Here is a 25871-nt window from a genome sequence, read left to right as displayed (position 1 = left end):
CGCCGCCGGCACCCGGCATTACGGCCCGTGTCGTACCCCGTGCGAGGTCTGGTGCCCCGCCGCTAACGTGCCTGCATGACCGCACTCGAGCTGCCCTCCGCCCTCGTCGGCCCCGATTGGCTCGCCCGCCACCTCGGCGATGAGCGGCTCGTGGTCGTCGACGCGAGCGTCATCGGCGCGGAGACCGAGGCCGGCTTCCGCTGGCTCTCCGGCCTCGACGCCTACCTCATCGATGGCCATATCCCGGGTGCGGTCTTCGCCGACCTCCTCGAGCAGTTCAGCGACCCGCTCGGCGCCTTCTCGTTCACCCGCCCGGGCACCGACCGCCTCGCCGAGGCCGCCCGCGAGGTCGGCATCGACGACACCCGCACCGTCGTGGTCTACGACAGCACACTCGGACACTGGGCGGCGCGGCTCTGGTGGCTGCTCACGTCGGCGGGCTTCGACCGCGTCGCCGTGCTCGACGGCGGGCTCGGCCGGTGGCGCGGCGAGGGCCACCCGCTCGAGACCGGGTTCGAGTCGCCGCGCGCCGCGGGCGATCTCTCGCTCGACGAGCGGCCGGGCTGGTGGGCCGACGCGGCCGATGTCCGCGCGGTGCTCGATGGCACCTCGGACGCCGCGCTCGTCTGCGCCGCACCGAGGAGCGACTTCACGGGCGAGACCGGTCGCCGCGCGCGCCGCGGCCACATCCCCGGCAGCGTGAGCATGCCGATCGGCGCGGCCGTCGACCGCGAGCGGGGCACGTTCGTCGACGGCGACGCGCGCGACGCCGTGCTCTCCGGCGTGGGCGGTGCCCGCCCGGTCATCGTGTACTGCGGCGGCGGCATCGCCGCGGCGGGAGTCGGCCTCCTGCTCCGGCAGGCGGGACGCACCTCCGTCGCCGTCTACGACGGGTCGCTCGACGAATGGGCCGCCGATCCCGACGCGCCGCTCGTCACGCTCGTCTGATCGAGGCGTCGAGGGTCAGCACGCGCAGCTGATCGCGCCCTCCGCCGCATCGCCGAGCGTCAGGCCCGACGAGGAGACGTTCGTCAGCGGGTCGGGACGCGCCGCGCTCACGCCCTCGGCCGTCTCGAACGGGAAGCCTTCGCGCACCCAGTACTCGAACCCCCCGATCATCTCCTTCACGGGGTGGCCGGCGAGCGCGAACTCGAGGGCCGCGCGCGTTGCGCCGTTGCAGCCCGGGCTCCAGCAGTAGACCACCACGGGCGTGCCCGGTTCGAGCAGTCCCGCCGATTCGGCGGCGATGCGCCGGGTCGGCAGGTGCAGGGCGCCCGGCACATGGCCCTGCACCCACGCGGCGTCGCTCCGGGTGTCGACGAGCACGAAGCCGAGCGGGGATCCCGTCTCCGCCGCCTCGGCGAGTGCGGCGCGCACGTCGGACGGGTCCGTCTCGAATCCCAACCGGCCGCGGAAGTGCGCGATCGCGGCCTCGGCGGGAGCGACGTGCTCGAACAACGGGCTGGTGACGGCTGCTGGGGTGGTCATGGGGCGATCCTGGCAGGCGCGCGGCCTCCTGCTGGCGAGAAATCCGGTCCGGATGCCGCGACATCGTGCCATCCCCCGCGCCGCGGCCGGGGCCGGGGCCGGGCGCCGCCGGCGGCGCGCCGACTGGAGCCCCCGCCTCGGCGGACGATCAGTCCTCCGCCAGGAACGCCTCCATCGCTCGGCCGAGCGCAGCGAGGTCGTCGACGTGGGCCAGCTCGCGCGCCGAGTGCATCGACAGCAGCGGCACCCCGACGTCCACGGTGCGGATGCCGAGCCGGGTCGCCGACAGCGGCCCGATCGTCGTGCCGCACGGGACGGTGTTGTTCGACACGAACGGCTGGGTCTCGACGCCCGCCCGGCGGCAGACCGCCTCCCAGAGCGCGGCGCCGTGGGCATCGGACGCGTACCGCTGGTTGGCGTTCAGCTTCAGCAGCGGCCCCTGGCCGAGCAGCGGCCGGGTCACGGGGTCGTGCCGTTCGGGGTAGTTCGGATGCACCGCGTGCCCGGCGTCGGCCGACACGATCCACGAGGCCGCGAACGCCCGCCGCCGCTCATCGTCGGTCGCTCCGAGACCCGAAGCGACCCGTGCCAGCACGTCCTCGAGGAACGGCCCCGACGCACCGGAGCGAGACTCCGACCCCAGCTCTTCATGGTCGAACGCGGCGAGCACGCTGACGTGCGCGAGACCCTCGCCAGCCGACGCCGACCCGGCGCCCGCCGACCCGGCGCCCGACGACCCGGCCGCGCGCCCCGCGGCGGCCGCGATGCCGACGAGCCCGGCGTACACCGAGGTGAGGTTGTCGAGCCGGCCGGAGGCGAAGAACGCGCCGCCCCGCCCGAACCGCTCGGGCGGCGTCGTAGGCGCGACGAGCACGTCGGTGCCCGCGATCGCGCTCGCCTCGATCCCCGCGTGCTCGGCGAGCAGCTCGAGCACGTCGCCCGGCTCGCCGGCCGCCCAGATCGGCTGGAGGTGGCGCTGGCGGTCGAGGGTCAGCGCCTTGTTCGCCTCCCGGTCGAGGTGCACGGCCAGCTGCGGGATCCTCAGCATCGGCCCGGTGCGCACGAGGTGCTCGGTGCCGTCCGCGGTCACGATGCGGCCGGCGAGCTCGAGTTCCCGGTCGAGCCACGAGTTCAGGAGCGGCCCGCCGTAGACCTCCACGTTGGCCTGGCTGAGGCCGGCCGACTCGCTCGACGGATTCGGCTTCAGCTTGAAGCCCGGAGAGTCCGTGTGCGCGCCGACGATCCGGAAGGGCGAGGCCGGACCGGCTCCCGCCGGCTGCACCCAGGCGATCACGGCGCCGTCGCGCACGACGAGGCGACGCCCCGGTCCTTCAGGCCACGCGTCGCGTTCGTCGAGCCGTTCGAACCCGGCGGCCTCGAGCCGGCGAGCGACCTCGGCGGCCGCATGGTACGAGGACGGCGAGGCCTGGATGAACTCCGCGAAATCGGAGACGTACGCGTCGGTGCTGGAGGCGGGCATGCTTCCGACCCTATGCGAAGCGCACCACGGCCTGCAGGCGCGACCGCACCTCCATCACCTCGGTGCCGCCGAGGTGCGCGCTGCCGGGAAGGCCCTCGCGGATGGCGCTCACGAGCCGGGACCTCCGCACCAGCGCCACGGTCGCCCCGCGCACGCTGCCGCCCAGCTGCAGCGGCTCGGCGGCGTGCTCGTCGGGCACGACGACGACGAGCGCCGTGGGCTTCACCCGTGCCGCCCGCCCGATCGCCTTCGCTCGCGCCGCGAGCGCCCGGACGGGCCGCTCCCCCTCGAGCGCTTCGCCGATGAGCTCACCCCGTTTGAACGCCACGGGACCGCCCCAGTCCTCGGACTGCACGGCGAACAGCCCGGTGGGCCCGAGCACGAGGTGGTCGAGCTTCGGCGGCGCCGACGGGCCCGCGGCATCCGTCGCGAGGTCGTGCCAGATCGTGTACGCGATGCCGAGGTTCGGCAGTGCTCTGGCCGTCGCCTCCTCGGCGAGCGCGTCCGCGAGGATGTGCCTGAGGTCGCGTGGTGCGCTGCGGACGAGCGCGGGATCGTACGGGTCGTCGAGCGACACGCCCCGGCCGACCCACTCGCGGATGAGGGTGAGGTAGCGCTCGCGCGAGAAGCCGCCCGGGTGGCCGTGCGATCGTGCGAGCGGCCGGGAGTCCCGTCGGGCCCGTGGCGCCGGCGGAGCCCACGCCTCACGCGAGCCGCCATCGCCCGAGGCCCCGCCGCGTCCGCGATCGAACGCCGCTCGCGCCTCGGGCGTGCCGATCAGCACCCACGCCCGCTGGACGGCGTGGAACGCCGCAGGACTCCCGCCCGTGTCGGGGTGGGCCTGCCGGAGCGCGCGACGGTACGCCACGCGGAGGGTCGCCTCGTCAGCGTCGATCGAGACGCCGAGGACCTCGTACGGGGAGTCGGAGAGCGGACTGTCGGGCATGGGCTCGCTTTCAGGATGCCTCACGAGGATACCGGCGCCGCCCGGGTGCTCGCCCGGCGGCCGGCCCCAGACGGATCAGCGCGCCACCGGGCGCAGCATCCCGGCGTGCACCAGCGCCCGCACCTGCGGCGCGAGCTCGCTCCACAGTGCGATCCCGTCGGCCTCGAGCAGGTCGGCGATGGCGTCGGAGAGCAGGCCGAGCGGCAGTTCGCCGTCCGCCGCGCCCACGAGGGCGACGAGGGCGGTGCCGGCGTCGATGGTCCGACCGAAGCCGCCGCCCTGCCGGAGCAGGATCGCCGTCGGCGCCTCGGCGCCCGGCCAGTGGTGGCGTTCCTCGGTCACGTCGGGCGCCACGCCGACGACGAGGCGGCGCAGCTCGGCGTCGTCGAGCGGGTCCACGAGATCGGATGCCTCGAGCACGGCGGAGAGGTGGGCGCCGAGCCCGCCGGGGTTCGCCGCCGCCGGACCGTGCAGGCGCTCCGCGCGACGCATCCTCGGGGCCGCGCCGTCGGGGGGCCGGCGGAGCAGCACGTACCCGAAGCCGACCCGCGCGACGCCGCGCTCGGCGAAATCGTCGAGCCAGGCGGCGTGCAGCGCCTCGAACTCCCCGGTACCCGGACGAGTGCCGCCGTCGCGGATCCACGTCTCCGCGTACTCACTTGGGTCGAGCAGCTCGCGCTCGACGATCCAGTACTCGGCGCCCGCGTCGCGCAGCCAGCCCTCGACGCGCTCGAGGCCGGCGCCGTCGGCGGCCCCCGTCGGCACTTCCCAGTTCGCGAGGAACTGCGCCACGCCACCGGGCCGCAGGTGCTCGACGGCACCGGTCAGCACTGCCCGCACGAGCGCATCGCCGACCAGCCCGCCGTCGCGATACTCGTACGACGGGACTCCCGCGCGGCGCGGCGTGATGACGAACGGCGGATTCGAGACGATGCGGTCGAACCGCTCGCCGGCGACCGGCTCGTAGAGGCTGCCGGCGCGGAACTCGATCGAGGTCACGCCGTTCAATCGCGCGGTGAAGCGTGCGAACGCGAGCGCACGCTCCGAGACATCCGTCGCCACCACTCGGTCGCTGAAGCGCGCCGCGTGCAGGGCCTGGATGCCGCTGCCCGTACCGAGATCGAGGGTGCGCCCCGCGGGCGTCTGCACCAGGAGGCCGCTCAGCGTCGTCGTCGCCCCACCGACGCCGAGGACGTGGTCCTCGGGCAGCGCGTCGCCGCGGGCGAGCTCGCCCGGGTCCGACGCGATCCACCACTCGCCCTCGCCCGCGGCGTCGGCGAAGGAGTAGGGCCTGAGGTCGACGAGCGGGCGGGCGAGCTCGTCGCCGCCGGCCGCGTCGACCTCGACGAGGCCGAGCTCGACGGCGCCCGCGAGCCCCAGCGCCGGCAGCGCCGCGTGGAGTTCGCGTGCAGGCTGCGGCAGCCCGAGCAGGAACGCCCGGACGAGGGCGACGAGCGCGGGCTGCGAACCGGATGCCGCGTCGAGCGCCCGCATGGCGGGCACGCGGTGACCGCGGCGCAGGGCGTCGCCGGGATGCGTCGCACCGATCTCCCCGGTACCGTCCCAGAGCGTCTCGACGCCCGCCACCGTGTACGCCGCCGCCTCGAGATCGGCGCGCAGACGGTCGACCAGCTCGATCGTCTCCGCCGCGGGCTCGTCGGACCGCCAGCGTCGCGGGAACCGGTCGCTCGTCGTGGACTCGTCGCGGACCATCTGCCACCTCCCCGCCCATTCAACCAGGCGTGCCCGGCCGCCGGCATCGCGTCGCGGCCTCGGCTCGACACCTGCTCGTCACCTGACCGTCACGCGGCGACGTGCACCGTAACCCCGCCGTCATACGTCCCACGTAGGTTGGGTAGCATCGACACCAGCGAGAGGGGAGGGTCGCGAATGGCCGAGGCGACCACGCTCGAGCGGCTCCGGCAGGATGCCCGCGATGAGCTCGCGGCGCTCATCGAGCTCCGCTGCCGGCTCGGCGAAGACCCGTGGGTGTTCCTGCCCGATCTCCCTTCCGTCGACGAGCAGGTCGTCGCGACCCTGCGCGAGGAGCGGCTCCAGTCCGAGCGCTGGAGCCTCGCCCGGGCTCGTGCGCATCACCCCACGGCTCGGGCGGGCGACGCGAAACGGTTCGAGTTCGAGATCCTCCGCGACATCGCCCTCGACCATCCCGACCTCTCCTCGGCGGTGTGGTCGATGCTCGACCGCGTCACCCCGACCTGGTGACCGCGCGCGTCACGCCGTGCGAGTGACCTTCTCGGACCGTGACCCGGCCGCCCGGCGCTGCACGCGCATCCAGGTCAGGAATCCGATGAACGTGAAGATGCCGTAGAAGGCGTAGAGCAACGCGGACGCGTAGTACCCGGCGCTGATCAGCAACGGGACGCCGACGAGGTCGACCGCGATCCAGATCAGCCAGAACTCGGTCCAGCCCTTCGCCATGCCCCACGTCGCGAGGAATGATCCGACGAAGATCCACGCGTCGGCCCAGACCGGCTCGAACGAGCCCAGCGCCCGGAAGATCGGCGTGAGCACGAGCGTGCCGCCCACCATTCCGAGGCCGAGGGCGACGCGGACTTTCCAGCCGGCCCAGCGGGGCGCCACCGCGGCCCCGTCGCCCGCGGTGTCGCGATGACGGGCCCACGCGATCCAGCCGTAGATCGAGACGCCGATGAAGAGCAGCTGCCGACCCGCCTGACCGAGCAGGTTCACCGGGTTCGGGGTGTCGAAGACCGCGCCGAGGAACACCGTGAACAGCAGCGCATTGCCGATGATGCCCACCGGCCACGCCCAGACCTTGCGACGCAGCCCGCCGAGCGCGCTCGCGAGGCCGAAGAGGTTGCCCACGATCTCGCGCCACAGGATCTGCTGGTCCCCGATCGTGAGCGTCGCGTCGAAGAGCCACTCGATCGGATTCACGAGCGAGCCGCCTGCTCGAGCGCACGCACGTCGGTCACCGGCAGGGCGCACACGAATGCCTCGCACCGGTACGCCGTCGGCGCATCGTCGCGCGAGCTCCGCGCCTCGAAGAGCTCGAAGCCCGCGGCCGCGAACGCCGTCGCCTGCGACGCGGTCACCACCACGGCGACGGATGCCTCCTGCCGCCTGGTCGCCGCCAGGAGTTCGTCGTCAGCGACGTCCGCGCCGTCGGGGACGACCGTGACGACCTGCACGAGCGGCGCGGCGAGCTCCGACATGAGCCGCAACGCTCCCCCGAACGCGATGGGCCTTGCGACCGCGAGCTCCGCGACGGAGCCCATTGCGGCGCGCGCGGCGTCGCGGTAGCGGTCGCCGGCGCCGAGGACGAAGAGGAGCCACGCGGCGCGTGCCGTCGCGGTGAGCCCCGACGGCGTCGCCCCCTCGGCGGGGTCGGGCGGCATGGCGAGCCCCTGCCCGGCGAGCACCGGGTCGGCACCACCGGGCGCAGCGAAGACGGATGCCTCACCTCCGCCGGCACCTCGCGATGCGGCCGCGGCGTCGAGCGAGGAGTCGACGAGCGCTCGCGCCCGCACCGCCCAGTCGGGCTCGCCCGTCGCGATCGCGAGCTCGAGGAGGCCTTCGGCGAGCATGCCGGTGTCCTCCAGCGTCGCAGTCGCCGTCGATCGCTCGCCGCCCAGCGAGGCACGGATCAGTCCTTCGGTGCGAACGTGTTCGGTGAGGATCATCGTGGCCGCCTCGCGAGCGGCGGAGAGCGCGGCCTCGCCATCGACTCCGCCGAGTGCCGCGCCGGCGCGCGCGAGCGCGCCGATCGCCAGCCCGTTCCACCCGGTGAGCACCTTCTGGTCGAGCGGCGGCCGCTCGAGCCCGGCACGACCCGCGGCATCGCGTCGGTAGTACCCGCCTTCGTCTCGCCGGCCGTCGATCGTGCTCTCCGAGTCCTGTGCACTCGCGAACCCGCCCGATGGCAGGCGCATGACCTCGAGCAGGAACCGGATGAGTCCGCGCGCGGTCTCGGCCAGTGCGACGTCGTCGGGGAAGGAGCGCAGCAGCTCGGCGGTGACGCCGAGCAGCAGCGCGTTGTCGGACAGCATCCGCTCGTAGTGCGGCTCGGTCCAGTCGGCCCGCGTCGCGTATCGGAAGAACCCGCCCTCGACGGGGTCGCGGAGCGCGGAGGCCCCCATCCTCCGCATGGTCCTGCGCGCCAGCCGCCGAGCCTGCTCGCCGCCGGCGGCGAGGAAGGCGAGCACGGGAGCGACCGGGAACTTCGGCGCGCCGCCGAATCCGCCGTGCTCGGCGTCTTCCTCGGCCGCCAGGCGTGCGACCGCCTCGTCGAGTGCGGCGTGATCCGGCAGCGTGGCACCGGTCGGCATGACGGATGCCGCGGCGATCGCCTCGGCGACCGCGCCGGCGGTCTGCTCGAGCTCGCCGCGGCGGTCGCGCCAGGCTTCGGACACCGCGTCGAGCACGTCGCGGAAGGCCGGCATCCCTTGCACGGGCCGCGGCGGGAAGTAGGTGCCGGCGTAGAACGTGCGCCCCTGCGGGTCCGCGAACACGGTGAGCGGCCACCCGAGTTGCCGCGTGAACGCACTGGCCGCAGCGAGGAAGCTCGCGTCGACCTCGGGATGCTCCTCCCGATCGACCTTGATGGAGACGAAGCGCTCGTTCATGATCCGCGCCGTCTCCAGGTCCTCGAAGCTCTCGCGGGCCATGACGTGGCACCAGTGGCAGGTGGCGTATCCGATGGAGACGATCACGGGGACGTCGCGCTCGGCAGCCTCGCGGAACGCCTCCGCACCCCATGGATGCCAGTCCACGGGGTTGCCCGCGTGGGCCCGCAGGTACGGGCTCACCGCGTGCTGGAGTCGAAGGGCCATGCGTCAACGGTAGACCCGATCGCCCGCTGCGCGGGCCGCCTCGATGACGACGGCGCGTGGCCGACACGCGAGGGCCCCGTGGCCTCACGGCACGCGCGCTTAAACCAAGAAGAGCCGCCCATCACTGGGCGGCTCTCCTCGAATGGATGTCCGGCGGTGTCCTACTCTCCCACAGGGTCGCCCCTGCAGTACCATCGGCGCTGCGAGTCTTAGCTTCCGGGTTCGGAATGTGTCCGGGCGTTTCCCTCGCGCTATGGCCGCCGAAACTCTAGTACCAAGCACACCCCTGGGGGTGGTTGGTGGTCTCGGTGCCCCGACCCTGGTCACACGTGTGTGTGTGTGGGGTGGGGGTGTGTCTGTGTTGAGTTTGTTGGGTTCCGTCTGTTGGGAACCACAGAGTGGACGCGAGCAATCCGTAGGCCACCGCACACGGCCTTTGCTTGAATGAGTTCAAACTCGTGTGGGTGTAGTGATTGTCAAGTTATCGGCTTATTAGTACCGGTCAGCTGCACAAGTCTTTCGTCCTTGCTTCCACATCCGGCCTATCAACCCAGTCGTCTACTGGGAGCCTCTCCCCCGAAGGGATGGAAATCTCATCTCGAGGCCGGCTTCCCGCTTAGATGCTTTCAGCGGTTATCCATTCCGAACGTAGCTAACCAGCGGTGCTCCTGGCGGAACAACTGGCACACCAGAGGTTCGTCCAACCCGGTCCTCTCGTACTAGGGTCAGATCCTCTCAAATTTCCTACGCGCGCAGCGGATAGGGACCGAACTGTCTCACGACGTTCTAAACCCAGCTCGCGTACCGCTTTAATGGGCGAACAGCCCAACCCTTGGGACCTACTCCAGCCCCAGGATGCGACGAGCCGACATCGAGGTGCCAAACCATGCCGTCGATATGGACTCTTGGGCAAGATCAGCCTGTTATCCCCGAGGTACCTTTTATCCGTTGAGCGACAGCGCTTCCACAAGCCACTGCCGGATCACTAGTCCCGACTTTCGTCCCTGCTCGACCTGTCAGTCTCACAGTCAAGCTCCCTTGTGCACTTACACTCGCCACCTGATTGCCAACCAGGTTGAGGGAACCTTTGGGCGCCTCCGTTACTCTTTGGGAGGCAACCGCCCCAGTTAAACTACCCACCAGGCACTGTCCCTGAACCGGATCACGGTTCGAAGTTAGACATCCAGAGTGACCAGAGTGGTATTTCAACAACGACTCCACGAACACTAGCGTGCCCGCTTCAAAGTCTCCCACCTATCCTACACAAGCCACACCGAACACCAATACCAAGCTGTAGTAAAGGTCACGGGGTCTTTCCGTCCTGCTGCGCGTAACGAGCATCTTTACTCGTAATGCAATTTCGCCGAGTTCGCGGTTGAGACAGCTGGGAAGTCGTTACGCCATTCGTGCAGGTCGGAACTTACCCGACAAGGAATTTCGCTACCTTAGGATGGTTATAGTTACCACCGCCGTTTACTGGGGCTTAACTTCTCAGCTTCGCTCCGAAGAGCTAACCGTTCCGCTTAACCTTCCAGCACCGGGCAGGCGTCAGTCCGTATACATCGTCTTGCGACTTGGCACGGACCTGTGTTTTTAGTAAACAGTCGCTTCCCACTGGTCTCTGCGGCCATCCACGCTTCCCCCAGCAAGTGGGTTCACGCTTCAGGCCCCCCTTCTCCCGAAGTTACGGGGGCATTTTGCCGAGTTCCTTAACCACGATTCTCTCGATCTCCTCGGTATTCTCTACCTGACCACCTGAGTCGGTTTGGGGTACGGGCGGCTAGAACCTCGCGTCGATGCTTTTCTCGGCAGCATAGGATCACCCACTTTTCATCCGCATCGCGTCTCAGCCTGTGTGAGCGACGGATTTGCCTATCGCTCGGCCTACACGCTTGCCCCGGGTCAACCATCGCCCGGGCTGGGCTACCTTCCTGCGTCACACCTGTTAATACGCTCACTCCACCAGATGGGGTCGCATGCCGCCCCGCGCATCACCCCGAAGGGATCCGCGCGGCTTGGGATGCTTAGCACTCCTGATTTCATGTGGGCGGTTCTTCGCCGGTACGGGAATATCAACCCGTTGTCCATCGACTACGCCTGTCGGCCTCGCCTTAGGTCCCGACTTACCCAGGGCAGATTAGCTTGACCCTGGAACCCTTGGTCTTCCGGAGGACGGGTTTCTCACCCGTCTTTCGCTACTCATGCCTGCATTCTCACTCGTGTGCCGTCCACGGCTGGATCACTCCGCCGCTTCACCCAGCACACGACGCTCTCCTACCCATCCACACGACTGGACCACGAAGGCCTATCGATTTGTGCGAATGCCACGACTTCGGTGGCGTGCTTGAGCCCCGTTACATTGTCGGCGCGGAATCACTTGACCAGTGAGCTATTACGCACTCTTTCAAGGGTGGCTGCTTCTAAGCCAACCTCCTGGTTGTCTGTGCAACTCCACATCCTTTCCCACTTAGCACGCGCTTAGGGACCTTAGTCGGTGGTCTGGGTTGTTTCCCTCTCGACGATGAAGCTTATCCCCCACCGTCTCACTGCTGCGCTCTCACTTACCGGCATTCGGAGTTTGGCTGACGTCAGTAACCTGTTGGGGCCCATCGGCCATCCAGTAGCTCTACCTCCGGCAAGAAACACGCAACGCTGCACCTAAATGCATTTCGGAGAGAACCAGCTATCACGAAGTTTGATTGGCCTTTCACCCCTATCCACAGCTCATCCCCTCCATTTTCAACTGAAGTGGGTTCGGTCCTCCACGACGTCTTACCGTCGCTTCAACCTGGCCATGGATAGATCACTTCGCTTCGGGTCTAGGACCTGCGACTGAATCGCCCTATTCAGACTCGCTTTCGCTACGGCTACCCCACACGGGTTAACCTCGCCACAGATCGCTAACTCGCAGGCTCATTCTTCAAAAGGCACGCTGTCACCCCTACAAGGAGGCTCCAACGGTTTGTAAGCAAACGGTTTCAGGTACTATTTCACTCCCCTCCCGGGGTACTTTTCACCTTTCCCTCACGGTACTTGTCCGCTATCGGTCATCTGGGAGTATTTAGGCTTACCAGGTGGTCCTGGCAGATTCACACGGGATTTCTCGGGCCCCGTGCTACTTGGGATACCTCTCCGGGCTGCACAGCATTTCGGCTACGGGACTCACACCCACTCCGGTCCGGCTTTCAATCCGGTTCGCCTATACCATGCACGTCACCGTGGTCGACCGGCAGATCGACCCGAAAGGTCCCACAACCCCGACCATGCAACCCCTGCCGGGTATCACACATGACCGGTTTGGCCTGTTCCGCGTTCGCTCGCCACTACTTACGGAATCACGGTTGTTTTCTCTTCCTGTGGGTACTGAGATGTTTCACTTCCCCACGTTCCCTCTACCCGCCCTATATATTCAGGCGGGAGTCACCAGGTCACCCAAAGGGCCTGGCGGGGTTTCCCCATTCGGAAATCCTCGGATCACAGCTCGTTTATCAACTCCCCGAGGCTTATCGCAGATTACGACGTCCTTCTTCGGCTCCAGATGCCAAGGCATCCACCGTTTGCTCTTAGAAACTTGAAATCACATGAGTTCGATCGAATCGGACACACCCCGAAGGATGCGTTCGAAATTGACCAGTGAATACGCCAAACATCAAGCACCCGAAGGCACCCGATCCTGGCGACTCACCTATGTGACCAACCCCCGAAAGGGTTGATCTAAGATGCTCGCGTCCACTATGTAGTTCTCAACAGACGGCCAGAACCCCCACCACCACCAGCACCCGCCGGCATGAATGAAGGCCTGAAGAGTCCAAACCAGCCCCCGCCCGAAAAGCGAGGACCGCGCCCGGTCCCTCAGGACCCAACAGCGTGCACGCACCCAACCCGCCGGACCCGATCGTTCCAACCATCCGAAAACGGCGTACTGAACCAGAACCCTTGAACTGGATGCCTATGTCAATGTTCCACCCATGAGCAGCCGGCTGAGACGTTCGCTCAGAACCGGCATGCCTGGAAGACCCGAAGATCTCCAGATGCTCCTTAGAAAGGAGGTGATCCAGCCGCACCTTCCGGTACGGCTACCTTGTTACGACTTAGTCCTAATCACCGATCCCACCTTCGACGGCTCCCTCCACAAGGGTTAGGCCACCGGCTTCGGGTGTTACCGACTTTCATGACTTGACGGGCGGTGTGTACAAGGCCCGGGAACGTATTCACCGCAGCGTTGCTGATCTGCGATTACTAGCGACTCCGACTTCATGAGGTCGAGTTGCAGACCTCAATCCGAACTGAGACCGGCTTTTTGGGATTCGCTCCGCCTTACGACATCGCAGCCCTTTGTACCGGCCATTGTAGCATGCGTGAAGCCCAAGACATAAGGGGCATGATGATTTGACGTCATCCCCACCTTCCTCCGAGTTGACCCCGGCAGTCTCACATGAGTCCCCACCATTACGTGCTGGCAACATGCGACGAGGGTTGCGCTCGTTGCGGGACTTAACCCAACATCTCACGACACGAGCTGACGACAACCATGCACCACCTGTAACCGAGTGTCCAAAGAGTTCCCTATTTCTAGGGCGTTCTCGGTTATGTCAAGCCTTGGTAAGGTTCTTCGCGTTGCATCGAATTAATCCGCATGCTCCGCCGCTTGTGCGGGCCCCCGTCAATTCCTTTGAGTTTTAGCCTTGCGGCCGTACTCCCCAGGCGGGGCGCTTAATGCGTTAGCTACGACACGGAAACCGTGGAAAGGTCCCCACATCTAGCGCCCAACGTTTACGGCGTGGACTACCAGGGTATCTAATCCTGTTCGCTCCCCACGCTTTCGCTCCTCAGCGTCAGTTACGGCCCAGAGACCTGCCTTCGCCATCGGTGTTCCTCCTGATATCTGCGCATTCCACAGCTACACCAGGAATTCCAGTCTCCCCTACCGCACTCAAGTCTGCCCGTACCCACTGCAGGCTAGAGGTTGAGCCTCTAGTTTTCACAGCAGACGCGACAAACCGCCTACGAGCTCTTTACGCCCAATAATTCCGGACAACGCTCGGACCCTACGTATTACCGCGGCTGCTGGCACGTAGTTAGCCGGTCCTTTTTCTGCAAGTACCGTCACCTTGCGGCTTCTTCCTTACTAAAAGCGGTTTACAACCCGAAGGCCGTCATCCCGCACGCGGCGTTGCTGCATCAGGCTTGCGCCCATTGTGCAATATTCCCCACTGCTGCCTCCCGTAGGAGTCTGGGCCGTGTCTCAGTCCCAGTGTGGCCGGTCACCCTCTCAGGCCGGCTACCCGTCGACGCCTTGGTGAGCCATTACCTCACCAACAAGCTGATAGGCCGCGAGTCCATCCCAGACCGAAAAACTTTCCACCCCACACCATGCGGTACAGGGTCCTATCCGGTATTAGCTCCGATTTCTCGGGGTTATCCCAGAGTCCAGGGCAGGTTACTCACGTGTTACTCACCCGTTCGCCACTAATCCCCCCCAGCAAGCTGGAAGTTCATCGTTCGACTTGCATGTGTTAAGCACGCCGCCAGCGTTCGTCCTGAGCCAGGATCAAACTCTCCAAAAAAAAATGGTTCCCAACCAACCCGAAGGCGGCCAGGGAGTTCAAATCACTGACAGAGAAACAACTGACTCAAAAAATCAAATTGTCCATCAATCAAAGGAATCCCACCCACCCCGAAGAGCAGGACAGGGTTCAAAAAATTGGCATTGAACATAGTGCACGCTGTTGAGTTCTCAAGAAACGGACGCACCGGGGTTTCAGTCTCACGACCTGCCCCCAGGGCAACCTGTCTACCGTACCACCTCACAGACTCGACCAGAACCGAGCGGTTCGTGTTCGAGGCTGGTTCCCAGTCTTCGAGCCCGACTCGGAAGTAGATCTCACTGATGAGGTGGGAGGTTCAATCTTAGGCTTGAAATCACCGAGTCGCAATGCGCCTTCGAGGTTATTTGGCTAAGATCTTCGCTCGTCGGCCCGGAGCGCTTCTCGCTTTCTCCGGCCCGCCGCGGCGACAGGTAAGAATCTACGTGCCGCCCGCGCTCAGCGCCAAATCAGCCTTGCATCCCGGGCGTGTCGCGCTCCGGAGCACCGCGCCCCAGGACGACGAAGGGCCCCCGGCAGATCGCCGGAGGCCCTGGTCGGGCGGAAGATCGTCGCCGTCAGTTCACCTCGTCGGGGTGCGCACTCACGCGCCCCTCGCGCTCGAGCTCGGTGATCGCGCCCATCTCGGCCTCGGAGAGCTCGAAGTCGAAGACGTCGAAATTCTCGACCATCCGCTCGCGGCGGTTGGACTTCGGGAAGACGATGTTGCCGCGCTGAAGGTGCCAGCGGATGACCACCTGTGCCGGCGTCTTCCCGTGGGCCTCGGCCGCGTCAGCGACCTCGGGGAGTTCGAGCAGCGGGTACTTCCCCTGTCCGAGCGGGCCCCAGGCCTCGATGCGGATGTCGTGCTCGGCCGCGAACGCCGCGGTGGCCGGCTGCTGGTGGTACGGGTGCAGTTCGATCTGGTCGACGACCGGGACGACGTCGGTCTCGGCGAGCAGCCGTTCGAGGTGCGGAACCAGGAAGTTGGAGACGCCGATCGAGCGCACCCGCCCCGACTCGCGGAGGCGCTCGAACGCCTTCCACGTCTCGACGTAGCGGTCCTGGGCGGGCGTGGGCCAGTGGATCAGGTAGAGATCGAGGTACTCGAGCCCCAGCCGCTCGAGGCTGCGGTCGAACGCGTCGAAGACGGACTGGGTCCCCTGGTCGTCGTTCCAGAGCTTCGTCGTGATGAAGAGCTCTTCGCGCGGGATGCCGCTCTCGGCGATCGCACGGCCGACGCCCTCCTCGTTGCCGTAGATGCGGGCGGTGTCGATGTGCCGGTAGCCGACCTCGAGCGCGTCGCGCACGATGCGCTCGGTCTCGCCCGGGTCGACCTTGAAAACGCCGAAGCCGAGCTGGGGGATGGAGTAGCCGTCGTTGAGCTGGATGCGTGGCACGAGCGATTCCGTCATGTCTCCATCCCATCACGCGGGCAGCGGCATCCGACAGCCGGTTCGCCGTCCGCGATCAACGCGCGCCGTACGATGGAGGGCTATGTCTGCGACGATCACCTACCCGCCCGAGCTGCCGGTCTCCGCGCAGCGGGAGGAGATCGCGCGCGCGCTGCGCGAGCACCAGGTCGTGATCGTCGCCGGGGCGACGGGCTCGGGCAAGACGACGCAGCTGCCGAAGATCTGCCTCGAGCTCGGCCGGGAGTCGATCGCGCACACGCAGCCGCGCCGCATCGCCGCGCGGACGATCGCCGAACGCATCTCCGAGGAGCTCGGCGTCGAGCTCGGCGGATTGGTCGGCTATCAGGTGCGGTTCACCGACCGGGTGAGCGAGGGCACGCAGATCAAGGTGATGACCGACGGCATCCTGCTGAACGAGATCCACCGAGACCGGGACCTCCGCCGGTACGACACGATCATCATCGACGAGGCGCACGAGCGCAGCCTCAACATCGACTTCCTGCTCGGCTACTTGAAGCGGCTGCTCCCCCGGCGCCCCGATCTCAAGGTGATCGTCACGAGCGCGACCATCGACCCCGCGAGCTTCGCGCGGCATTTCGCGGATGCCGCGGGCGTGCCGGCGCCCGTCATCGAGGTGTCCGGGCGCACCTACCCCGTCGAGATCCGGTACCGGCCGCTCGTCGGCGAGCCCGGCGCCGGTGCGGGCTCGGATGACGCGGACGACGAGGGGGCCGCGGCATCCGATCGCGATGTGCAGCGGGGCATCCTCGACGCGCTCGACGAACTGGATCGCGAGCCGCGCGGCGACGTGCTCGTCTTCCTCTCGGGCGAGGGCGAGATCCGCGACGCCGAGCAGGCGGTGCGCGCCCACGCGATGCGGCGAGGCGGCGGGGAGACCGAGGTGCTACCCCTGTACGGGCGGCTGTCGGCCGCCGACCAGCACCGCGTCTTCGAGCCGTCGAAGGTGGCGGGCCTGCGCCGCCGCGTCGTCCTCGCGACGAACGTCGCGGAGACGAGCCTCACCGTGCCCGGCATCCGCTACGTCATCGATGCCGGTACGGCCCGCATCAGCCGGTACTCGGTGCGCTCGAAGGTGCAGCGCCTGCCGATCGAGCCGATCTCGCAGGCCTCGGCGAACCAGCGCTCCGGCCGCTCGGGCCGCACGAGCGACGGCATCGCGATCCGGCTGTACGCCGAGGACGACTTCGAGCGTCGCCCCGAGTTCACCGACCCCGAGATCCTGCGCACGAACCTCGCGTCGGTGATCCTGCAGATGGCCTCGCTCGGCCTCGGCCGCATCGAGGAGTTCCCGTTCCTGACGCCGCCCGATTCGCGCGGTGTCCGCGACGGGCTCGAGCTGCTGCGCGAGCTGAGCGCGCTCGAGGCATCCGACGACGAGGGACGCGGCCCGCGGCTGACGCGCGTCGGACGCCAGCTCGCCCGCCTGCCGATCGAGCCGCGCTTCGCGCGGATGGTGCTGGAGTCCAAGGCGCAGGGGGTCTCCCGTGAGGTCCTCGCGATCGTCGCCGGGCTCACCATCCAGGATCCGAGGGAACGGCCGCTGGAGCGGCGGGAGCAGGCGGATGCCTCGCACGCGCGCTTCGTCGACCCGACCAGCGACTTCCTCACCCTGCTGAACCTCTGGAACCACCTGGAGCAGCAGCAGCGGGAGCTCTCGGGCAGCGCCTTCCGTCGCCTCTGCAAGGCCGAGTACCTGAACTACCTCCGCGTGCGCGAGTGGCAGGATCTCTACCGGCAGCTCGTCCGGCTCGCGAAGCCGCTCGGCCTGCACGTGGCCGGCGAGGCGGGGCCGCCGAAGCCCGACGGCATCCACCGGGCGCTGCTCGCCGGTCTCCTCTCCCACATCGGCCTGCGCGACGACGCACGCACGTCGAGCGGCCGAGGGGGCGCGGGAGCCGGCCGCGACGGCGAGCGGAAGGGCCGGCGCCAGCAGGCCGAGTTCCTCGGTGCACGCGGCGCCCGCTTCGCGGTGTTCCCCGGCTCCGCGCTCGCGAAGAAGCCGCCGGCGGCGATCATGAGCGCCGAGCTCGTCGAGACCAGCCGCCTGTTCGCGCGGACGAACGCCGCCATCGATCCGGCGTGGGCCGAACCGCTCGCCGGGCCGCTCGTGAAGCGGACGTGGAGCGAGCCGAGGTGGGAGCGCAAGCAGGGGTCCGCCGTCGCCGACGAGAAGGTGACGCTCTTCGGAGTGCCGATCGTGCCGAAGCGGCGAATCCAGCTCTCGCGGATCGACGCCGCGCTCGCCCGCGAGCTGTTCGTCCGGCATGCGCTCGTCGAGGAGGACTGGGACTTCAGCCGGCTCGACCGCCGCGTCTTCGCCTTCGTCCGGGCCAACCGCGAACTGCGGCGCGAGCTCGGCGAACTCGAGGAGCGCACCCGACGCCGCGACATCCTCGCGGGCGACGAGGCGGTCTTCGCGTTCTACGACGCCCGCGTCGCGGCCGAGGCGACCGACGCGCGCGCCTTCGAGTCGTGGTGGCGGGGCGCCTTCCGCCGGGAGCCGCAGCTGCTCACGATGCGCGCGGCCGATCTCGTCGACACCGCACCCGACGCCGAGGACGCCGGCTACCCCGAACAGTGGCGGCAAGGCGACCAGACGCTGCGCCTCGCGTATCGCTTCGAGCCGGGCACCGAGGACGACGGCGTGAGCGTCATCGTGCCCTTGGTGCTGCTGCCGCGGCTCGAACCGGCGGGATTCGACTGGCAGGTGCCCGGCCTCCGCGACGAGCTCATCACCGCGATGCTGCGCACGCTGCCGAAGGTGCTCCGCCGGCAGGTCGTGCCCGCCGCGGAGTGGGCGGCGAAGATCTCCGCGGAGCTGCCGCCGGGACCGGAGACCGGGGAGCCGCGCGACGACTTCGCCTCCGTCGTGGCCCAGGCGATCCGCCGGCTCACCTTCGCGCCCGTCGACCCGTCGGACTTCGACTTCGAACGGGTCCCGCCGCATCTGCGCATCACCTTCCGCGCGGTCGACGAGCGCGGCCGGACCGTCGGCGCCGACAAGGATCTCGCCGCGCTGCAGACACGCCTCGCCGGTCGGGCGGCCCGCGCGGTGGCGTCGACCTTCCGGGGCGAGGACGGCGGGCGCGGACGTCGGACCGAAGCCGCGGCGGGCGGGGCCCCGGGCAGCGGCGGACAGGTGAACGGCACCCCGACCGGCGCACGCGCCGGCACCGCCTCGGGCGCAGCCTCCGGCGTGCCGGCACCGGCGATCGCCGAGCGCTCGGGCCTCACCGCCTGGGAGTGGGAGCGCCTCCCCGAGCACGTCGACACGCGCCAGGTCGGCAACGTGATCCGCGCCTACCCCGCCCTCGTCGACGACGGGGCCTCGGTGTCGCTGCGGCTCACCGCGACGGCCGAAGAGCGGGATGCCGCGTCGCGGCGAGGCATCCGCCGGCTGCTCGTACTCGCCACACCCTCCCCCGTGACGTACGTGCAGGATCACCTGTCGAACGACGAGAAGCTGCGGCTCGCGCAGAGCGCGTACCCCGGCCCGCGGGCGCTGCTCGACGACTGCCTTCTCGCCGTCGTCGACGCCGAGCTGCGCGCCCGGCATCCCGACGGCCTCGTCTGGACGCGAGGGGAGTTCGACGCGATCCGCGACGCGATCTCGGCGACCGTGATGGAGCGCATGTTCGACACCGTGTCGCTCGTGAGCCGCATCCTGCGCGCAGCCCGAGAGGCCGACCAGGCCATCGGCCGGGCCGCGAGCCTCGCGCTGATGTCGCCCCTCGCGGACGCGCGCGCCCAGCTCGAAGCGCTCGTGCCGTCGGGCTTCGTCTCGGCGACGGGCCTCGAGCGGCTCCGTCACCTCCCCCGCTACCTCGAGGGCATCACGCTGCGCGTGCGGAAGCTGCAGGCCGACCCCGGGCGGGACCGCCGGTTCATGACCGAGTTCGAGGGGGCGCTCTCCTCATACACGAAGGCGGGCGGCACCGTGCCGATCCCTCCCGACGCGGACGACCGGCTCGTCCGGGCCCGGTGGATGCTCGAGGAGCTGCGCATCGGCCTGTTCGCCCAGGAACTGCGGGCGGCCGAGCCGGTCTCCCCGCAACGGATCGCCAAGGCGCTCGCCGGCTGAACCGGCGAGCGCCCGGGCGTCACAGCACCTTCGACAGGAACGCCTGGGTCCGCTGGTGCTTCGGATTCGCGAGCACCTCGCGCGGATCGCCCGACTCGACCACGACCCCGCCGTCCATGAAGACGAGCGTGTCAGCCACCTCGCGCGCGAAGCCCATCTCGTGCGTGACGACGATCATCGTCATGCCGCTCGCGGCGAGCTGCTTCATGACGTCGAGCACCTCGCCGACGAGCTCGGGGTCGAGCGCGGAGGTCGGCTCGTCGAAGAGCATGAGCTTCGGGTCCATGGCGAGCGCGCGGGCGATCGCCACGCGCTGCTGCTGCCCGCCCGAGAGGTGCGCGGGATAGTAGTCGGCGCGGTCGGCGAGCCCGACCCGGTCGAGGAGCTCGAGCGCGCGCGCCCGTGCCTGGGCGCGCGAGACGCCCTTCACCTGCACCGGGGCCTCCGCCACGTTCTCGAGCGCCGTCATGTGCGGGAAGAGGTTGAAGCGCTGGAACACCATGCCGATGTCCCGGCGCTGCCTCGCAACCTCCTTCGGGTGCAGCTCGTAGAGCGTGTCGCCCGACTCCCGGTAGCCGACGAGCGCGCCGTCGACCGAGAGCCGGCCGCTCGAGACCCGCTCGAGGTGGTTGATGCAGCGGAGGAAGGTCGACTTGCCCGACCCCGAGGGACCGACGAGGCACAGCACCTCGCCGTGCCGCACCTCGAGCGAGATGTCCTTCAGTACCTCGTTCGAGCCGAAGCGCTTGGAGACGTGCTCGGCGAGCACCATGGGGGTGGACGGCGCCGCAGCGCCGGTGGCGTGGTCGGTCATCGGGCGTCGCCTCCATGCTTGCTGCCGATCGCGGCGTCGGGGTCGATGGGGTCGGCGTCGATCGAGGCCGTCGCACCCGTCGCCGCCGCTCCGCCGGCACCCGGTCCGCCCGCGCCGTCCGGCCGGGCGCCCACTCCGCGGGAGAACCGCTTCTCGAGGAAGTACTGCCCGACCATGAGCACCGAGGTGATGGCGAGGTACCAGAGCGAGGCGACGATCAGCAGCGGCACCGGGTTGAAGATCTCGACCGAGATGTCGCGGGACCGCATGTACAGCTCGAGCGTGAACGGCACGCCCGAGACCAGCGACGTCGTCTTCAGCATCGAGATGACCTCGTTGCCGGTCGGCGGGATGATGACGCGCATCGCCTGCGGCAGCACCACGCGGCGCATCGTCTTGCCCCAGCCCATGCCGAGCGCGGTCGCCGCCTCGTGCTGGCCGGGGTCGACCGAGAGCAGGCCGGCGCGGACGATCTCGGCCATGTACGCGGACTCGTTGAGGGCGAGCCCGATGACGGCGAGCCAGAAGGCGTTCAGCACCGCTTCCGTGGGGAACGAGACCCACGGCTCCATGAAGGGCACGCCGAGATCGATCGAGGTGTAGATCGTGGCGACGAGGCCCCAGAACACCAGCTGGACGTACACGGGCGTGCCGCGGAAGACCCACAGATAGACCCACGCGACCGACTTCAGCACCGGATTCGGCGACTGCCGCATCACCGCGAGCACGATGCCGAGCACGATGCCGATGATCATCGCCAGTACCGTCAGCAGCAGCGTGAACCCCGCCGCCTGCGTGATGCGCTGATCGAAGACGTACTTGCCGACCGCCGGCCAGTCGAACGCCGGTCGCTGCGCCGCGTCGATGACGAAGACCGCCACCAGCGCGACGAGCACCACCGCGACGACGACGCGCCACGGATGCCGCAGCCGGACGACCTTCGTCGTCGGCGCCTCGCCGCCCCCGGTCATGCTCAGCTGCCCGCGTTGATCTCGATCGTGTCGACGCCGCCGTCCTCGACGCCCCACTCGGCCAGGATCTCCTCGTAGGTCCCGTCGTCGACGAGCGACTGCATCGCCGCCTGCACCGCGGCCGCGAGCTCCGAGCCCTTCTGCACCGGGAAGCCGTACGGGGCCGAGTCGAAGATCTCGCCGGCGGCCTCGAGCTTGCCGTCGGTCTGCGAGATCGCGTAGAGCGTCACGGGCGAGTCGGCGCTCATCGCGTCGGCCTGACCGAGCACGACCGCGTTCGCGGCGGCATCCTGCGTGTCGAAGGGCACGATGTCGATGGCCGGCTTGCCCGCGTCGAGGCAGGCCTGGTTCTTCGCCGGGAGCTCGTCGGTGTGCTCGTACGTGGTGGCCTGCACCGCCACCTTCAGGCCGCACGCGTCATCCGGGTCGACGGTCTCGCCTGCGGGCGCGGCCCAGAGGATGCCGGCCTCGTAGTAGTCGACGAAGTCGACCTGCTTCTGGCGCTCGGCGTTGTCGGTGAAGCTCGACATGCCGAGGTCCATCGTGCCGCCCGTGATCGACGGGATGATCTTGTCGAAGCTCGCGATCTCGTACTGCACCTCGAGGCCGAGCTTCGCGCCGAGCGCGTCGACGAGATCCACGTCCCAGCCGATCGGGTTGCCGTCGGCGTCCTTGTACTCGTTCGGCGGGTAGGCCGCGTCGGTGCCGACGACGAGGACGCCGGCCTCCTTGATCTCGTCGGGCAGGAGCGCCGCGGCGGCCCCGTCGACCTCGATCGTCGAGGCGGGCGCGTCCGACTCGGGAGCGGCTCCGCCGGTGTTGTCGACGCAACCGGTGAACAGCAGCGCGGTGGTCGCCGCGAGCGCGGCCGGGATCAGCAGGCGGGGTGTGTGCACGGGTGGTTCCTCTGTCGTCGATGGGACTGGGCGACGACGAGCGTGATCGCTCTCGGCTCCGTCGCCCGGGCGAGCATAATACGAACGCGCGACCACCCCCAATCCGAGGGCCGCTCCCGCCGACCGCGCTGGCGGCGCGTCGGGCGGCGTCGCCGCTCGTCGCTAGGCTGGGATGACTGTGGGGAGCTACTCGGAACTGCTGAAGACGCCGGGCGTCGCGCGCATCATCGCCGCGCAGCTCACCGCCCGATTCCCCGGCGGCATGCTCTCGCTCGCGTTCCTGCTGCACGTCGAGCAGCAGACGGGCTCCTACGGGTCCGCGGGCCTCGTGCTCGCAGCCACCTCGATCGGCCAGGCGGTCGCGGGGCCGCTCACCAGCCGGCTCATGGGCCGGTTCGGCATGCGGCCCGTGCTCATCATCACGCTCATCGTCTGCGCGGGCTCCGTCGTCGCCATCGGCGTGCTGCCGCTCACGGTTCCGCTCTATATGGCGATCGGCCTGGTCTGCGGCCTGTCGACCCCGCCGGTGCAGCCGGCCGTCCGCACCATCTACCCGAAGATGGTGAACTCGCGTCAGCTCACTCCCCTCTTCTCCCTCGACGCCTCGGCGCAGGAGATCATCTGGGTCGTCGGCCCCGTCGTCACGACGTTCGTCTCCACCCAGATCGGCACGGTCTGGGGCATCCTGCTCGCCGCCGTGATGATGGTGGGCGGCGGCATCTGGTTCATCACGTCGCCCGAGCTCGGCCGCGTGCGCATCCCGCGCTCGAAGCGCCGCTTCGGCGTCGTGCTCGCGCGCCCGGCGGTGCTGCTCGCGACCGTGGTCGGGTTCCTCCTCATCGGCGCGTGCGCCGCGATCGAGGCCGGCGTCGTCGCGGTCTTCGGGCACGGAGGAGCGGAGGCGGGCCTCGTCCTCGCGATCTTCTCGATCGGCAGCCTCGCCGGCGGTCTGTTCCTCGGCCACGTGCCCATCAGTCCCTGGTCGACCGCGCGCCGGATGCTCATCGTCTTCGCCGGTACCGCGCTCGCCGCGTTCGTGATGGATTTCTGGTGGCTGTCCCTCACCCTTCTCATCGCCGGCATCGGCATCGCCCCGGCCCTCGCGGTGCTCTTCGCGATCGTGTCGGCCAGCGTGAAGTTCAGCGACACCGCGGAGGCGTACGGCTGGGTCGGCACCGGGCAGCTCATCGGCGCCGCGCTCGGCTCGGCGCTCGCCGGGTTCCTCATCGACGGGTACGGCGCGCAGGGCGCATTCATCGCCGCGACGGGCCTGGCGCTCCTCGGCGTCGTGGCGGCGTCCATCGGCCGGCCGTGGCATCCCGACCTCCGCGGCCGCGACGCGAGCCCGATCCCCGACACCGAGCCGGTGCCGCTCACCCCCAGCTGAGACGCATCCGCGAAGGAGCCCCCATGCCGCTCACCCCCGCCCCCCGCCTGACGCTGGCCGATGGCGCGTCGATCCCCCAGCTCGGCTACGGGCTGTACAAGGTGCCGCCCGGAGATGCGCGCCGGCTGAGCCTCGCCGCGATCGACGCCGGGTACCGGCACCTCGACACCGCGGCGTTCTACGGCAACGAGCGCGAGGTCGGCGAGGCGGTCCGCGATGCGCCCGTCGCGCGCGAGGAGCTCGTCGTCACGAGCAAGGTGTGGAAGGACGACAACGGCTACGACTCGACCCTCCGCGCCTTCGACGCCTCGATAGCTCGGCTCGGACTCGACCTGCTCGACCTCTACCTCATCCACTGGCCCGTGCCCTCGACCGACCGCTACGTCGACACCTGGCGCGCCCTCGTGCGACTCCAGGAAGAGGGCCGGGTCCGATCCATCGGCGTGGCGAACTTCCACGCGCACCACCTCGAACGCCTCATCGACGAGACCGGCGTCGCTCCGGTGCTGAACCAGGTCGAGCTGCACCCGTGGCTTCCCCAGGCTGAGCTGCGGCGCTTCCACGATACGAGGGGCATCCGCACCGAGGCCTGGTCACCGCTCGCCCGGGGCCGGGTGCTCGACGACCCGGTGCTCGCCCGGATCGCCGCGAAGCACGCGCGAACGCCCGCACAGGTCGTGCTCCGCTGGCACGTGCAGCTCGGCAATGTGGTCATCCCGAAGGCGTCGACGCCCGAGCGGATCCGCGAGAACCTCGACGTGTTCGGGTTCGCGCTCGATGGCGACGACCTCGCGGCGATCGGCGCGCTCGAGTCCGGCGAACGCACCGGGCGTGATCCCGACGACGACTGAGTCGCCGCGCGAACGCGCGACGGCGGACGTTCGTTGGGGCCGCCCGACGACTCCCAGCGAACAGCAATCCGATCGTGACCGGACTGCCAGCGGGCGTCCAGACACGGCCCTCGAGCCGGCCGCTACCCTGAGCGCATGCGCTCCGCCACGACGCCTCGAATCCGCTCGGCCGCCATCGTCGCCGGCCTCGCCGCCCTGCTCCTCGCGGGATGCACTGCCGGCGGCCAGGATGCCTCGACGGTCAGTGTGGAGCCGGCCCCGGCCCAGCCCGATCTTCCGGTCGAGATGCTGCCGGAGGATTCGGCAGGCGGCACCGCCGACGGCGCGCGCGAGCTCACGGCCGAGGCATCCGACGCCGACCGCAGTGTCATCACGACGGCCTGGGTCTCCATCACCGTCGACGACCCGATCGCCACCGCGGACGACGCCGCGGACCTCGCGACGGAGGCGGGCGGTCGCATCGACAGCCGCACCGAGACGCCGGGCACCGACGTGCAGCCCGCAAACGCCCAGCTGGTGCTGCGCGTCCCGGCCGAGGACCTCGACGGCGTGGTCGATGCGCTTCGCGAGCTCGGCACCGTGACGCAGGTCTCGATGAACGCCTCAGACGTCACTCAGCAGCGGCAGGACCTCGACGCCCGCATCGAGGCGCTCACGACCTCCGTCGACCGGCTCACCGAGCTCCTCGCGCAGGCCACCACGACGACCGACCTCATCGCCATCGAATCCGAGCTGACGACCCGGCAGGCCGAGCTCGACAGCCTGACCCAGCAGCGCGCCCTCCTCGTCGACCAGGTCGAATACTCGACGTTGTCGGTCGATCTCGTGACCGAGCAGGCCGCTCCCGACCCGAAGCCCGACACCTTCTGGGACGGCGTGGTCGCGGGCTGGGAGGCGCTCACCGGGTTCTTCGCCGGCCTCGCGGTCGTGCTCGGCGTGCTCCTGCCCTGGCTCCTCGCCGCGGCGGTGATCGCCGCCGTCGTGCTCGTCGTCGTGCTCCTCGCCACCCGAGGCGCCCGACGCCAGCGGCGCGAAGGTGCGACGCCGAACGCCTCGGGCGCCTCCGGCGGCGACGAGGCCCGCCCGGCGCCGCACCGGGAGGACGCCGGGGCGTAGGCTGGCGCC

Annotated in this window: 16 protein-coding genes and 3 rRNA genes; 6 read left to right on the top strand and 13 right to left on the bottom strand. The window is 69.1% G+C overall.

Translation table 11 applies throughout. The annotated features are described in order from the left end of the window. The first annotated feature begins 75 nt into the window (after window positions 1–75). The gene (locus tag ABIQ69_RS05500) at window positions 76–948 is read left to right on the top strand and encodes a rhodanese-like domain-containing protein (protein WP_350349374.1); all 873 of its coding nucleotides are present in this window, start codon (window positions 76–78) and stop codon (window positions 946–948) included. 15 nt (window positions 949–963) lie between these two features. On the opposite strand, the gene ABIQ69_RS05495 is transcribed toward ABIQ69_RS05500, so the two are convergent. The 4 genes from ABIQ69_RS05495 to ABIQ69_RS05480 form a co-directional block, all read right to left on the bottom strand. Beyond that, entirely contained in the window at window positions 964–1488 is a 525-nt protein-coding gene (locus tag ABIQ69_RS05495; RefSeq protein WP_350349373.1) for a rhodanese-like domain-containing protein, read from the bottom strand. 148 nt (window positions 1489–1636) lie between these two features. Beyond that, on the bottom strand, window positions 1637–2968 hold the full coding sequence (locus ABIQ69_RS05490) for a M18 family aminopeptidase (protein WP_350349372.1): 1332 nt from the start codon (window positions 2966–2968) through the stop codon (window positions 1637–1639). A 10-nt stretch (window positions 2969–2978) separates the two neighbouring features. After that, window positions 2979–3914, bottom strand: coding sequence for a DnaJ domain-containing protein (locus ABIQ69_RS05485; RefSeq protein ID WP_350349371.1), 936 nt, complete (start codon window positions 3912–3914; stop codon window positions 2979–2981). A gap of 75 nt (window positions 3915–3989) precedes the next feature. Next, window positions 3990–5627, bottom strand: coding sequence for a methyltransferase (locus ABIQ69_RS05480; protein ID WP_350349370.1), 1638 nt, complete (start codon window positions 5625–5627; stop codon window positions 3990–3992). A gap of 177 nt (window positions 5628–5804) precedes the next feature. Here ABIQ69_RS05480 and ABIQ69_RS05475 point away from each other — a divergent pair, with 177 nt between their 5' ends. Further along, window positions 5805–6137: a hypothetical protein gene (locus ABIQ69_RS05475; RefSeq protein ID WP_350349369.1), complete on the top strand. Its 333-nt coding sequence runs from the start codon at window positions 5805–5807 to the stop codon at window positions 6135–6137. 9 nt (window positions 6138–6146) lie between these two features. Here ABIQ69_RS05475 and pnuC read toward each other — a convergent pair whose 3' ends face one another. From pnuC to ABIQ69_RS05445, 6 genes are all read right to left on the bottom strand, one after another. Continuing rightward, complete coding sequence (pnuC, locus tag ABIQ69_RS05470; RefSeq protein WP_350349368.1) at window positions 6147–6830, bottom strand: nicotinamide riboside transporter PnuC; 684 nt, start codon at window positions 6828–6830, stop codon at window positions 6147–6149. Further along, window positions 6827–8725, bottom strand: coding sequence for a DUF255 domain-containing protein (locus ABIQ69_RS05465; RefSeq protein ID WP_350349367.1), 1899 nt, complete (start codon window positions 8723–8725; stop codon window positions 6827–6829). The genes pnuC and ABIQ69_RS05465 overlap by 4 nt, the downstream gene beginning before the upstream one ends. Window positions 8726–8873: 148 nt before the next feature. Beyond that, window positions 8874–8990, bottom strand: a 5S ribosomal RNA gene (gene rrf, locus ABIQ69_RS05460). 207 nt (window positions 8991–9197) lie between these two features. Then, window positions 9198–12302: ribosomal RNA gene (locus ABIQ69_RS05455) — 23S ribosomal RNA — on the bottom strand. A gap of 465 nt (window positions 12303–12767) precedes the next feature. Then, window positions 12768–14292: ribosomal RNA gene (locus tag ABIQ69_RS05450) — 16S ribosomal RNA — on the bottom strand. Together the 16S, 23S and 5S rRNA genes form the textbook arrangement of a ribosomal RNA operon. 596 nt (window positions 14293–14888) lie before the next feature. After that, window positions 14889–15725 (bottom strand): aldo/keto reductase, encoded by an 837-nt coding sequence (locus ABIQ69_RS05445; RefSeq protein ID WP_350349366.1) that lies wholly within the window; start codon window positions 15723–15725, stop codon window positions 14889–14891. 82 nt (window positions 15726–15807) lie between these two features. On the opposite strand from ABIQ69_RS05445, the gene hrpA reads away from it, so the two are divergent. Further along, the gene (gene hrpA, locus ABIQ69_RS05440) at window positions 15808–19827 is read left to right on the top strand and encodes an ATP-dependent RNA helicase HrpA (RefSeq protein WP_350349365.1); all 4020 of its coding nucleotides are present in this window, start codon (window positions 15808–15810) and stop codon (window positions 19825–19827) included. A 19-nt stretch (window positions 19828–19846) separates the two neighbouring features. Here hrpA and ABIQ69_RS05435 read toward each other — a convergent pair whose 3' ends face one another. The 3 genes from ABIQ69_RS05435 to ABIQ69_RS05425 are packed head-to-tail and all read right to left on the bottom strand — an operon-like array spanning window position 19847 to window position 22508. Then, entirely contained in the window at window positions 19847–20641 is a 795-nt protein-coding gene (locus ABIQ69_RS05435; protein ID WP_350349364.1) for an amino acid ABC transporter ATP-binding protein, read from the bottom strand. Then, window positions 20638–21612: an amino acid ABC transporter permease gene (locus ABIQ69_RS05430; RefSeq protein ID WP_350349363.1), complete on the bottom strand. Its 975-nt coding sequence runs from the start codon at window positions 21610–21612 to the stop codon at window positions 20638–20640. The genes ABIQ69_RS05435 and ABIQ69_RS05430 overlap by 4 nt, the downstream gene beginning before the upstream one ends. Window positions 21613–21614: 2 nt before the next feature. Then, a complete protein-coding gene (locus tag ABIQ69_RS05425) occupies window positions 21615–22508 on the bottom strand; it encodes an ABC transporter substrate-binding protein (protein ID WP_350349362.1) in 894 nt (297 codons plus the stop codon). Between the two features lie 178 nt (window positions 22509–22686). Between ABIQ69_RS05425 and ABIQ69_RS05420 the strand changes: the two genes are divergently transcribed. The 3 genes from ABIQ69_RS05420 (at window position 22687) to ABIQ69_RS05410 (ending at window position 25862) form a co-directional block, all read left to right on the top strand. Then, a complete protein-coding gene (locus tag ABIQ69_RS05420) occupies window positions 22687–23895 on the top strand; it encodes an MFS transporter (protein ID WP_350349361.1) in 1209 nt (402 codons plus the stop codon). Window positions 23896–23918: 23 nt separating this feature from the next. Beyond that, the gene (locus tag ABIQ69_RS05415) at window positions 23919–24746 is read left to right on the top strand and encodes an aldo/keto reductase (RefSeq protein WP_350349360.1); all 828 of its coding nucleotides are present in this window, start codon (window positions 23919–23921) and stop codon (window positions 24744–24746) included. A 135-nt stretch (window positions 24747–24881) separates the two neighbouring features. Beyond that, complete coding sequence (locus tag ABIQ69_RS05410; protein ID WP_350349359.1) at window positions 24882–25862, top strand: DUF4349 domain-containing protein; 981 nt, start codon at window positions 24882–24884, stop codon at window positions 25860–25862. Window positions 25863–25871: the final 9 nt, after the last annotated feature.

The organism is Agromyces sp. G08B096, from assembly GCF_040267705.1.
In the GTDB taxonomy this organism is placed as follows: domain Bacteria; phylum Actinomycetota; class Actinomycetes; order Actinomycetales; family Microbacteriaceae; genus Agromyces.
The sequence above is the reverse complement of the archived record's forward strand: the minus strand, read 5'-3'. Positions and strand labels throughout refer to the sequence as shown.